The organism is Neomoorella sulfitireducens (assembly GCF_024733845.1).
Lineage (GTDB): Bacteria > Bacillota > DSM-521 > Neomoorellales > Neomoorellaceae > Neomoorella > Neomoorella sulfitireducens.
This window is the reverse complement of record NZ_JANRHG010000010.1, coordinates 66,723-78,722: the sequence shown is the minus strand read 5'-3', so window position 1 is coordinate 78,722 and position 12,000 is coordinate 66,723. Positions and strand designations below refer to the sequence as shown.

Annotated in this window: 10 protein-coding genes and 1 tRNA gene; 7 read left to right on the top strand and 4 right to left on the bottom strand. The window is 53.5% G+C overall.

Features of this window, described 5'->3' with window-relative positions; translation table 11 throughout:
• Positions 1 to 66 precede the first annotated feature (66 nt).
• Positions 67 to 3,492 (top strand): TSCPD domain-containing protein, encoded by a 3,426-nt coding sequence (locus tag NWF31_RS10795; protein WP_258360510.1) that lies wholly within the window; start codon positions 67 to 69, stop codon positions 3,490 to 3,492.
• 1 nt (position 3,493) lies between these two features.
• On the opposite strand, the gene NWF31_RS10790 is transcribed toward NWF31_RS10795, so the two are convergent.
• Positions 3,494 to 4,138, bottom strand: coding sequence for a CBS and ACT domain-containing protein (locus NWF31_RS10790; RefSeq protein WP_258360509.1), 645 nt, complete (start codon positions 4,136 to 4,138; stop codon positions 3,494 to 3,496).
• Between the two features lie 117 nt (positions 4,139 to 4,255).
• Here NWF31_RS10790 and NWF31_RS10785 point away from each other — a divergent pair, with 117 nt between their 5' ends.
• The 3 genes from NWF31_RS10785 to gltX are packed head-to-tail and all read left to right on the top strand — an operon-like array spanning position 4,256 to position 7,409.
• Positions 4,256 to 4,723, top strand: a complete 468-nt coding sequence (locus NWF31_RS10785) for an HAD family hydrolase (protein WP_258360508.1) — start codon at positions 4,256 to 4,258, stop codon at positions 4,721 to 4,723.
• A gap of 44 nt (positions 4,724 to 4,767) precedes the next feature.
• Positions 4,768 to 5,898: a glycosyltransferase family 4 protein gene (locus tag NWF31_RS10780; RefSeq protein ID WP_258360507.1), complete on the top strand. Its 1,131-nt coding sequence runs from the start codon at positions 4,768 to 4,770 to the stop codon at positions 5,896 to 5,898.
• A gap of 38 nt (positions 5,899 to 5,936) precedes the next feature.
• Complete coding sequence (gltX, locus tag NWF31_RS10775) at positions 5,937 to 7,409, top strand: glutamate--tRNA ligase (protein WP_258360506.1); 1,473 nt, start codon at positions 5,937 to 5,939, stop codon at positions 7,407 to 7,409.
• A gap of 81 nt (positions 7,410 to 7,490) precedes the next feature.
• Here gltX and NWF31_RS10770 read toward each other — a convergent pair.
• Positions 7,491 to 7,564 (bottom strand) — tRNA-Gln (locus tag NWF31_RS10770).
• Positions 7,565 to 7,696: 132 nt separating this feature from the next.
• Between NWF31_RS10770 and NWF31_RS10765 the strand changes: the two genes are divergently transcribed.
• The 3 genes from NWF31_RS10765 to NWF31_RS10755 all read left to right on the top strand — a co-directional run bounded on the left by NWF31_RS10765 (position 7,697) and on the right by NWF31_RS10755 (position 10,482).
• On the top strand, positions 7,697 to 8,377 hold the full coding sequence (locus NWF31_RS10765; protein WP_258360505.1) for a response regulator transcription factor: 681 nt from the start codon (positions 7,697 to 7,699) through the stop codon (positions 8,375 to 8,377).
• Positions 8,374 to 9,786, top strand: a complete 1,413-nt coding sequence (locus tag NWF31_RS10760) for a sensor histidine kinase (RefSeq protein ID WP_258360504.1) — start codon at positions 8,374 to 8,376, stop codon at positions 9,784 to 9,786. The genes NWF31_RS10765 and NWF31_RS10760 overlap by 4 nt, the downstream gene beginning before the upstream one ends.
• Positions 9,787 to 9,867: 81 nt before the next feature.
• Positions 9,868 to 10,482 (top strand): hypothetical protein, encoded by a 615-nt coding sequence (locus NWF31_RS10755; protein ID WP_258360503.1) that lies wholly within the window; start codon positions 9,868 to 9,870, stop codon positions 10,480 to 10,482.
• Positions 10,483 to 10,573: 91 nt separating this feature from the next.
• On the opposite strand, the gene NWF31_RS10750 is transcribed toward NWF31_RS10755, so the two are convergent.
• Together NWF31_RS10750 and NWF31_RS10745 are read right to left on the bottom strand one after the other, a co-directional pair.
• On the bottom strand, positions 10,574 to 11,296 hold the full coding sequence (locus NWF31_RS10750; RefSeq protein WP_258360540.1) for an amino acid ABC transporter ATP-binding protein: 723 nt from the start codon (positions 11,294 to 11,296) through the stop codon (positions 10,574 to 10,576).
• The gene (locus tag NWF31_RS10745) at positions 11,283 to 11,996 is read right to left on the bottom strand and encodes an amino acid ABC transporter permease (RefSeq protein WP_258360502.1); all 714 of its coding nucleotides are present in this window, start codon (positions 11,994 to 11,996) and stop codon (positions 11,283 to 11,285) included. Before NWF31_RS10745 ends, NWF31_RS10750 begins: the two co-directional genes overlap by 14 nt.
• Positions 11,997 to 12,000 lie beyond the last annotated feature (4 nt).

The following is a 12,000-nucleotide window of genomic DNA, read 5'->3' as shown; positions in this document are numbered from 1 at the left end:
CCAGTGGATAAAGTGAATAACTTTGTAGATAACTTTCTAAAATGTTATTTTATGGATGGTGACAAAATGGAATTAACAAATAATGCCCGTATAATTCTCGAAAAACGTTACCTGAAGAAAGAAAATGGTATCCCCGTAGAAACACCGGAAGAAATGTTCCTCCGGGTAGCCAGGTCCGTAGCGGGGGCAGAAAAAATTTTTAATCCCTCTTTACCAGATGAAAAACTGGAGGAATATACCGCGCGATTTTACCAACTTATGACTTCGTGGGATTTTTTGCCGAACAGTCCCACCCTGATGAACGCCGGCCGGGATCTGGGCCAGCTTTCGGCCTGCTTCGTCCTGCCCGTGGACGACAGTATGGAAGCCATTTTTACCGCGGTTAAAGACGCGGCCCTGATACATAAAAGCGGCGGGGGTACGGGCTTTTCCTTTTCCCGCCTGCGGCCGAAAAACAGCCCCGTACGCTCCACCGGCGGGGTGGCCTCCGGACCCGTATCCTTTATGAAGGTTTTCAACGCCGCCACCGAGGCCATCAAGCAGGGCGGGACCAGGCGGGGAGCCAATATGGGAATTTTACGGGTAGATCACCCCGATATCCTGGAATTCATCAGTTGCAAGGAAGATAACAACGAGCTGACCAACTTTAACATTTCCGTAGGATTGACAAAGGAATTCATGGAGGCCGTTGCCCGGGACGACTATTATGAGCTGAAGTTCGGCGGCAAAGTCTATCAAAAATTAAAGGCCCGCGAGGTTTTCAACGAAATCGTCAACCACGCCTGGGCTAACGGCGAGCCGGGCATCATCTTCCTGGACCGTTTAAACGAAAATAATCCCACCCCTGAACTGGGAGAGATCGAGGCCACCAACCCCTGCGTGACCGGCGATACCTGGGTGACTACAAGTGAAGGCCCGCGCCAGGTATGGGAACTGGTGGGCCGCCCTTTTACAGCAGTAGTCAACGGCCGGCCCTACGCCACAGATAAAGAAGGCTTCTTCAAGACGGCGACAAAGCCGGTCGTCAGCCTGCGCACCCGGGAAGGATACAGTGTCCGGCTCACCGCTGACCACCGGGTGCTGCGCGTGGTTGACCGGACGCGCAACCGTATTGCTTCCGAATGGGTCCCGGTCAAAGAGCTGAAGCCCGGCGACCAGATTCTCCTGCATAACCACCGCCCCCTGGCAGGGTGGCCTGGCGAACTGACGGAAGGTGAAGGTTACCTCCTTGGTCTCCTGGTCGGTGACGGCGTCCTCAAGAAGGACAGCGCTATTCTTTCCGTCTGGGCCAGGGAGAAGGCAGTTGGTGGCGACCTGCAGGCAGAAGACGGTACAGCCTCAGTCATGAAGCTGGCTTTAAGCTACGCCAGAGCATTACCCCACCGTTCCGACTTTACCGGCTGGATGGCCGCTAAAGGGCGCGGCGAATTCCGCCTCAAGACAGCCAGTCTGAAAATGCTGGCCGGGCGGATGGGTATGGGGTCCGGCGTCAAGACCGTTACCCCGGCAATCGAACGTGCTTCGTCAAACGGCTACCGGGGCTTCCTGCGGGGCCTGTTTGACTGCGATGCCTCGGTCCAGGGGAGCCAGCAAAAGGGCATTAGCATCCGCCTGGCCCAGAGCAACCTTGATCTCCTGCGCACGGTACAGCGCATGCTCCTTCGCCTGGGCATTGCCAGTACCATTTATGTAGAACGGCGTCCGGCCGGTAGCCGGCCCTTGCCCGATGGTAAAGGAGGTACCCGGGAGTATGAGATCAAGGCCCAGCATGAGCTGGTCATCAGCGGGGATAACCTGGCCTTTTTCGCCGAGCGGATCGGCTTTGGCGATGTCGACAAGGCGAGGAAATTAAATTCACTCCTTGCGTCTTACCGGCGAGGAATGAATCGTGAGCGCTTTACAGCCACGGTCCTTGCCATCGAAGATGACGGGGTCGAAGACGTATATGACGTCCAGGTTCCCGGCATCAACGCCTTCGACGCCAACGGCATCTACGCCCATAACTGCGGGGAACAGCCACTCTTACCTTATGAAGCCTGTAACCTTGGCTCCCTGAACCTGGCCAATATGGTCCGGGAGGGCGGCGTAGACTGGGAGAGGATTGCGGAAACAGTTTACTGGTCGGTACGCTTCCTGGATAACGTTATTGAGATCAACGAATTCCCCCTGGAAAAGATAAAGGCCATGGTCATGGGTAACCGGAAGATCGGCCTGGGAGTCATGGGCTGGGCCGACATGCTTTTCTTGCTCCGGATTCCTTATGATACGGAAGAAGCAGTGGAACTGGGACGCCGGGTGATGGCCTTTATTCAAAAAGAAGCCCGCCAGGCTTCCAGAAAGCTGGCGGAAGAACGGGGCAGCTTTCCCAATATCGAAAGGAGCATTTACCGGGAGCAGGAGCTCCGTAATGCTACCTGTACTACCATTGCCCCTACCGGTACCATCAGCATGATTGCCGGCACCAGTTCGGGTATAGAACCGGTTTTCGCCCTGGCCTATACTAAGAACGTCCTGGATGGTGAAAGCCTGATTGAGGTTAACCCCGTATTCCGTTCTTATATTGAAGAAAATTTTTCATCGAACGAGGCAAGGGTAATTTATCAAGAAATTGCAGCAGGTAAAAGCATCCATGATATCAAGCAAATCCCGCCCGATATGCGCCGGGTTTTTGTTACGGCCCTGGAAATCGCCCCGGAGTGGCACATCCGCATGCAGGCCGCCTTCCAGGCCAGTACCGATAATGCCGTTTCCAAAACGGTTAACTTCCCGCCCGGCGCCACCAGGGAAGACGTTCGCAAGGTCTACGAACTGGCCTACCAGCTGGGCTGTAAAGGGGTGACGGTTTACCGTTCCGGAAGCCGGGAACAAGAAGTACTGGTCAGCGGCACCAAAAATACGGCTGCGGCCGGCCAGACTCCTTCCGGCCAGAAAACCCATCCCCGCCCGCGGCCGAAACGTACCTGCGGCGTTACCGAGCAGGTAAAAACCGGCTGCGGTAAAATGTATATCACCGTCAATTATGACCAGGAGGGTATAATCGAGACGTTTATAACTACCGGCTCTTCCGGCGGCTGCAGCGGTTTTACCGAAGGTGTCAGCCGGCTGATTTCCCTGGCCCTGCGAGCCAATATTGCCCCCGAGGCCATTATTGACCAGCTCACCTCCGTAAGCTGCCCCAATTTCTTACGGCGCCGGGCTACCGATAAAAGTATAGTCGGTAAGTCCTGCCCGGACATCATCGGCCGCGTCCTGGCCCAGGAGTTAAAAAACTGGCAGGAGGCAAGTTCTTACCAGCTACCGCCTGATTTCTGCGCCCGCGCCCTGGCCGAGATTAGCGCAACTATTGAAAACCATCAGGCTGATTTCCAGCCTTTAAACCCGGCTGCAGAAGCCGAACTTATCCAGAAAGGTATCTGCCCGGAGTGCGGTTCTAACCTCCATTTCCAGGAAGGCTGCGTCACCTGTAACTGCGGCTTCAGTAAATGCGGTTAGGTTAGCCATTATAAGAACTCACGTGAATTACGCGGTACCCTTCGGCTTCCAGGGTGGGCAGGAGGTCACCGACATCATCCGTTGCCAACCGCAGGACGATATAAGTATGGACGTCGTCTTTATGGCGGTTGGCAACGTTAATAATATTTATACCGGCTTCAGCTACCCGCCGGGCAATGCTGGCCAGGACACCAACGCGGTCTTCTACTTCCAGGGTAACCCTTACACCCGGGCGTCTCAGGCCGAAGAGTTTAATCATGGCTTCAAAGAGGTCCGTCTGGGTAATGATGCCAACGAGCTTTTCCCTTTCCATGACCAGGAGGTTGTCGATTTTATGCTCCCGCATCAAAAGGGCCGCTTCTTCAATGGTCATATCCGGAGGAACGGTAATGGGACGTTTAATCATGGCATCTTTAACCGTCATCTTGGCCACCAGGTAATTGACTTCAAAGGCGCTGAGGGTTGAAGCCGGGGAAGGGGAAACCCTTAAGATATCCCGCTCGGTAACCAGCCCTACCAGCCGTCCATCCTGGACTACGGGCAAGCGCCTGATTTTATGCTTTTTCATAATTTCAAGGGCATCCAGGACGGAAGTCTCCTTGGTTACTGTTATGGGATCAGGGCTCATATGATCGCGTACAAACATCCCGGCCAGCCTCCTTTTTAATATCTTCTAATTAATTTTATTTCGTTTGCCCTTTTATAAATCCTGCCGGTAAGGATGAAGAACATTATAAATATTTTCGGCAGGGGGGGGAAGCATTTGCTAATTTATGAAATACCCGGGCGCAGGATAGAAATTCACCAGGTAGTCCTGGACTTTAACGGTACCATTGCCCGCGACGGCCGGCTCCTGCCGGGAGTGGCAGGGCGCCTGCAGGCCTTATCGGGAAGGCTTAAGGTTTATATCCTGACGGCCGATACCTTCAGCACGGCTGCCTCTGCCTGCCGGCACCTGCCCGTGGTCCTAACTACAGTCGATAACCGGGCCGGCGGGCCGGATAAAGAACGGATAATTACAGAATTAGGAGCAGAACATACAGCTGCCATTGGCAACGGCGCCAATGATGCTCAGATGCTCGGACGGGCCGCCCTGGGTTTGCTGGTTCTAGGACCAGAAGGAGCAGCAGTCCAGACACTGCTTCAAGCAGACGTTGTTTTTACCAGCATCCTGGATGCCCTTGATTTCCTCCTAAAACCCCGGCGGGTAGTAGCTACCCTGCGACCGTAGTGATATAATAAGGATAATGCCACCTGAAGAAAGGCGGCTCAAAATTGCATATTGGCATTTTTACCGACAGCTATTTGCCCTATACCAGCGGGGTGGTACGATCAATTATTACCTTCAGTACTGAACTCCAGCTCCTGGGACACCGGGTCTTCATCTTTGCCCCCGGTTACGGTACCACCGGTCCTGAAAAAGATATCTACCGTTTCTGTTCCTTGAGGGCACCGACCTTTAAAGAGTTCGCCCTGGCCATCCCCTTGGCACCGGCGTTACCGCAGACCCTGCGGGAATTAAAAATTGACCTCATCCATGTTCATTCTCCCTTTATCATGGGGAGACTGGGGGCACGCATGGCCAGAAAGCTGGGATTACCGCTGGTAATTACCTATCATACCCTTTATGAAGAATACGTTCATTATTTCCCCCTGGTACCAGGGCTGTTACGCAAGGCAGTACGCAGCTATACCACTTCTTTTTGTAACCGCTGCCGGCTGGTGATAACACCGACAGAAGTGATCGCTGCCTACTTAAAGAAAAACGGCGTTAAAGTCCCTGTCGTCAGTATACCTACCGGTATTGAGGTAGAACGTTTTCGCAATCTCGATTCATCCTGGTTGCGACGGTATCTAAACCTACCGCCGGAGAAAATAATTCTCCTCCATGTCGGGCGCCTGGGCAAGGAAAAAAACATCCCCTTTATCCTCAGAGCCTTTGCCCGGGTACAACAAGAGGTACCCGCCGTCCACCTGGTGCTGGTAGGTAGCGGTCCTTACAAAGAATCCCTGCAAAATATGGCCAACGATCTGGGTATCGGCCGGGCCGTAACTTTTGCCGGTTCTTTTTCCTTTGAACAGATGCCGGCCGTCTATGCAGGGGCCGATTTATTTATTTTTGCTTCTGTCACCGAAACCCAGGGGCTGGTAATCGGCGAAGCAAAAGCGGCCGGTCTTCCTGTAGTAGCCGTTAAGGCCTATGGCGTCCAGGAAATGGTCGAAAACGAAGTGGACGGTTTTCTAACCCCACTGGATCTCAATACCTTTAGTTCCTGTGTACTCCGGCTAGTTAAGGATTTAAACCTCCGGCGGCAAATGGGCGAGCAGGGCCGCCAGAACGTCCAGGCCCTGTCAGCAGCAACAATGGCCCGCCGCCTGGAGAACCTTTACCAATCAATATTATGACGCAAATTATAGTTAAGAGATGATAGGAGTGTTGTTGCTTGTCAAAGGTTCGTGTCCGTTTTGCCCCCAGCCCTACCGGGAGCCTGCATATCGGCGGTGCCCGTACGGCCCTGTTCAACTGGCTCTTTGCCCGGCGCCATGACGGTGCCTTTATCCTGCGTATTGACGATACCGATACCGAACGTTCTACAGACCTTTCCTACCAGGAAATCCTGGCTGCCATGCGCTGGTTGGGACTGGACTGGGATGAAGGCCCCGAAAAGGAAGGTCCTTATGGACCATATCTCCAATCCCGGCGACTGGAATTTTACCGCCGGGAAGCAGCACGCCTGTTGAATGAAGGAAAAGCTTATCTCTGTTACTGTACAGTGGAAGAACTGGCTTCACGGCGGCAAATTGCCCAGGCTGAAGGCCGCCCGCCTATGTACGACCGCCGCTGCCGTTATCTTACACCCGGAGAACGTACCCGCCTGGAGAAGGAAGGCCGGCAGCCGGTTATCCGGCTGGCAGTACCCGAGGGGGGAACAACAACCGTAAAGGATATTGTTCGCGGCGACGTTTCCTTTGATAACAATACTATCGACGATTTTATCATTGTCAAATCAAACGGCATGCCGACCTATAATTTCGCTACTGTCGTGGACGACTACTTAATGCACATCAGTCATATCATCCGGGCAGAAGAGCACCTGTCCAATACCCCCAAACAAATACTGGTCTATGAGGCATTAGGTTATGAACTGCCGGTATTTGCCCATGTACCAATGATCCTGGCACCCGACCGCAGCAAGTTAAGTAAACGCCATGGTGCCACATCAGTGGAAGAATACCGTGATGAAGGGTACCTGCCGGAAGCGATTATTAACTACCTGGCCCTTCTGGGGTGGTCACCGGAAGGCGAAGAAGAAATTATCCCCCTGGAAAAAATGATCGCCAGCTTTTCTCTCGAGCGGGTATCCAAAAATGCTGCCATATACGATACCAAAAAGTTAACCTGGATTAACGGTCACTACCTGCGGGAAGGCGACCTTGACCGGATTACCCGCCTGGCCGTGCCCTTTTTGCAGGCAAAAGGCCTCCTGCCCGACCCGTTACCAGAGAAGGAATACAACCGTGTCCGGGCCGTCGTCGCAGCCGTCCGTGACCGGGTCAAAACCCTGGCGGAAGTAGCAGAGGCGGCAAGTTACTTTTTTACCGGGGTGACTACCTATGAAGAGAAAGGGGTCCGCAAATACTTCAGCAAGCCCGGCGTCGCCTCGTTGCTGGATGAGGCCAGGGAAGAACTGGCGGCCCTACCCGAGTTTACAGCCCCGGCAGCAGAAGAGGCCTACCGCATCCTGGCTGAACGGAAAGGAATAAGTACGGGGCAGCTCTTCCATCCTACCCGCCTGGCCGTCACCGGTCGCACCATGGGCCCGGGGCTTTTTGAAATCCTGGAACTCCTGGGGAGGGAAACCGTTCTCGACCGTCTTGCCAGGGCCTCTAGGTGGATCCGGGAAAACCAGGTTTAAAAAAGAAAAGGAGGCCACGGCAATCGCCGGTGGCCCCGCAAAAATTTAATCCCCTTTCCGCAAGGAAAGGGGATTAAATTCTGGCTGCGGGACCTGGATTCGAACCAGGGCAACATGATCCAGAGTCATGGGTGCTACCGCTACACCATCCCGCATCGTTTTTCCTGCGCAAAAAGTATATTAGCACAAATCTACTTTTAAGTCAAGGCTCATCCGGTTTCCGAAACGTATCCCTTGACAGTATGTTAAACCCGCGATATATTTTTTACAACTTGGGGGTGTTATTATTGCGGAACCGCATCCTGGTCGTCGATGACGACGCCAAAATAACCTCGATGCTTAAAAGGGCCCTGGCCTATGAAGGTTATGAGGTAGAGGTTGCCGGCAACGGGCACCAGGCCCTGGCGCTGGCAGCCAACCAGCCAGATCTCATCATCCTGGACATCATGCTGCCCGGTTTGGATGGCCTGGCCGTATGCCGGCAGCTACGGGCCCATAGCGATATACCCATTCTCATGCTGACGGCCCGCGACGACACTGCCGACCGGGTACTGGGATTGGATACCGGGGCGGATGACTACCTGGTTAAACCTTTTGCCCTGGAAGAACTCCTTGCCCGCATCCGCGCCCTGCTGCGGCGCCGCTCGCGAAATAATGAGGCAGAAATCCTCCGGTACAGCGATTTATCCTTAAATACCGCTACCCGGGAAGGGAAAAGGGGCGAGCGTGCTTTTACCCTCACGGCCAAGGAATACGAGCTCCTGGCTTTTTTCCTGCAAAACCCCCTCCGGGTCCTTACCCGGGACGAGCTCATGACCCGCATCTGGGGTTATGATTTCAGCGGTGAATCCAACGTCCTGGAAGTTTACATCGGCTATCTTCGTTCCAAGCTGGAAGCCGGGGGCGAACCGCGTCTTATCCAGACAGTACGCGGGGTAGGGTATGTCCTTAAGGAGCAACAACCATGACCCTGCGCTGGCGGCTAACCCTTTTGGTCAGCGTTATCCTGACCCTTACTTTCATAGCCCTGGGTGCCCTGGTTTATTACCTTATGGGTCGCTACCTGACAGGTGCCATTGATACTTCTCTGGCCTTACGTGCCCGGGAAGTCGTCAATTCGATAAAAGTAGAAAGTAATTTCCTGCGCCAGCAGCGCATTACCCTGCCCGATGTTAACGTCTTTGCTGCCCCGGATATCTTCTTGCAAGTAGTGGACAGCGAAGGCTTCATCGTCGTTAAGTCCAGTAATTTAGGACGCCAGTCCCTACCGGTAGATCCCCGTACTTTAACCCAGGCGCACCTGGGAATTGACTTCTTTTCAACGGAATCTATTGACAATTACGCCTTGCGGATTTACAATATTCCCCTTTTGCTCAAGGGCCAAACGGTGGGCATCCTGCAGGTAGCCCGCCTCCTGGGCCCTGTTAAAAAAACCTTAAGCGACCTGCGACGAATCCTTATATTCCTTGGCCTGGTTGCCGTTTTACTCGCTACCTTCCTGGGATATATCCTGGCCCGGGCCGCCCTCAGGCCTATTGAACGACTGACCCAGGTAGCAGCCCGGATAGGAGAAGGGAAGGACCTGGCCCAGCGGGTCCCTTACCAGGGCCCCATGGACGAGATCGGCCGGCTGGCTGCCACCTTTAATGCCATGCTAGGGCGCCTGCAGCGGGCATATACCCGGCTGGAAGAAGCTTATAGCGCCCAGCGCCGCTTCGTCGCCGATGCTTCCCACGAATTACGCACCCCCCTGACAACCATTCGCGGCAACGTCGATTTACTACGTAAAATGAAAGGTACAGATACAGCCGTCAGGGAAGAGGCCCTGGCCGATATTGCCAGTGAAGCCGAGCGCATGAGCCGGCTGGTGAACGATCTCCTTACCCTGGCCCGCGCAGACGCAGGGTTGGAAATAAAACGCGAGCCCATGGAAATATCTGTCCTTTTGCAGGAAGTAGCCCGCCAGGCCCCTCTTCTGGGTGAGGCAACATTTACGGCCAGGGGTATAGAAAACCTGGCCGGGCAACAGGTTATGGGCAACCGGGATTATTTAAAACAATTGTTCTTCATCCTGCTGGATAATGCATTCAAATACACTCCTGCGAATGGTAAGGTAGAACTGTCAGCAACAGTTGATCAGCAAAAAATAATCATAAAGGTACAAGATACCGGGCCAGGAATTGCGCCCGAGGACCTGAGACATATTTTTGAACGGTTTTACCGTGCCGATGCCAACCGGAGCAGCGGCGGAACCGGCCTAGGGCTGGCTATTGCCCGCTGGATAGTCGAGCAGCACCAGGGTGAAATTAAGGTGGAAAGCAGGGTGGGGGAGGGCACCACTTTCATAGTTATCCTCCCGTTATTAAAAACCGTATAATTTCTTATCATTTTCTCAGGTTCATTTCATCATTTTCTTAACTGGAGTGGATAAAATAAACTCCAGGAAGGAGGTGATATGTTGGCTAAAATAAAAAAGCATTACCCCCTGTTTTTAGTACTGGTGCTTGTCTTAAGCCTGGCTGCAGCCGGTGTAGCCGTTGCCCAAGATGATTCTTCTTCCCAGCCCTGGAGCAGTCTGAAACAGCTCTATCTTGAAAAATTGGCTGCTAACCTGGGAATAGATGTGGACAGGCTCCAGGAGGCCATGCAGAACGCCGGGCAGCAGACCGTGGAGGCCGCCCAGACTTCTGGTTTAATCGACAGCGACAAAGCCGAGAGGCTCCAAAAAGCCCTGGAAGACGGGCAATGGCCTGGGTTTGCCGGCTTTAAGGGAGGCCCCCGTGACCGGGGATTCGGTGGGTTCAAATGTGCCGACGATATCGCCAATGTGCTTGGGATTACGCCGCAGGAGCTGCGCCAGGAACTCCAGGATGGTAAAACCCTGGAACAAATAGCTGCTGAAAAGGGCCTCACCCTGGATCAGCTCAAAGAAAAGTTGATTAATGAAGCTAAAACAAAGTTAGATGAGGCTGTAGCCAGCGGCAAGCTGACACGTGACAAGGCCGACAAAATTTTAAGCGGCCTGGAACAGTTAGACCTGAGCAAACTTCTCCAGCCAAGGCATCCGCGTTAAAGCCCCTCCCATACCTCCTCTAGCCATAAATGAATCTAATCTAAAAGCCACCAACGGCATCCCGGCGGTGGCTTTTTTGTCGGGCCTAAAATCATAGAATTTTACTCAAGAAACTCTTGGTGCGCGGGTTCCGGCAGTTATTAAAGATCTGGTCCGGCGTTCCCTCTTCAACGATCAAACCTTCATCCATAAAGAGGACCCGGTCGCCTACTTCCCGGGCAAAACCCATTTCATGGGTTACGACCACCATGGTCATCCCCTCCCGTGCCAGGTCCTTCATCACCGCCAGCACTTCGCCGACCATTTCCGGGTCCAGGGCCGAGGTAGGTTCATCAAAGAGCATTACCTTGGGCTGCATGGCCAGGGCGCGGGCAATGGCGACCCTTTGTTGCTGGCCACCGGAAAGCTGTTCGGGGTAAGAATCGGCTTTATCCCTTAGTCCAACCCTTGTCAGCAATTCCAGAGCCTGCTGTTCCGCGCGGGCGGCCGGCAGGCGACGGACTTTAATAGGTGCCAGGGTTATATTCTCCAGGACCGTCTTATGGGGGAAAAGATTAAAGCGCTGGAAGACCATACCTACTTCCTGGCGCACGGCATTGATATCGGTCCGGGGATCGGTCAGGGATATGCCGTCAATAATTACTTCTCCTTTGGTGGGTCTTTCCAGTAAATTGAGGCAGCGAAGAAAAGTGCTCTTCCCGGAGCCGCTGGGGCCGATGACGACTACAACCTCCCTGGCGGCTATGGTGCAGTTAATTCCCCGTAAAACTTCCAGGGGGCCAAAACTTTTGTGGAGATTCCTAACTTCGATCATGGTCACCGGTCCTCAGCCTCCTTTCCAGGTAATCCACAAAGCGGGAAATGGTAAAAGTCATCGCTAAATAAATAAGGGCTACGGCAAAATAGACCTCCAGGGGCCTGAAGGTAGCCGCGCTGATGAGCTGTCCCTGGCGGGTTAATTCCACGTAACCGATAACCGAGAGGAGAGAAGTATCCTTGAGCATGGCTATAAATTCGTTGCCCAGGGGAGGGATCACCCTCTTGAAAGCCTGGGGCAGGACTATATATCGCATGGACTGTCTCTCCGTCATGCCAAGGGAACGGGCCGCTTCCACCTGGCCCCTGTCAATAGATTGTATTCCGGCCCTGAAAATCTCGGCTACATAGGCGCCGCTATTCAGGCTGGTGGAGACCGTTGCCGCCACAAAGACCGGGATATGGGTTGTCTGTAAAACCTGGGGTAAACCAAAATTTGCCATTAAAAACTGTTGCCCTTCGTTAAGCAACTGGGGAAAGCCATAATATACTATAAAGATCTGGACCAGTAAAGGTGTGCCTCGAAAAAAATCAACATAACAGGTGGCCAGAAAACTGGTTAATCGCCGGCGGGAAAGGCGGCCCATACCGGCAATTAGCCCCAATATGATGCCCAGAGCTACGGCAACCAGGGTAATTTTTAATGTTTGCAGGGCCCCCAGCAGTAAATAAGGCAAGGATTGGATAACCAGGCCCACCAAA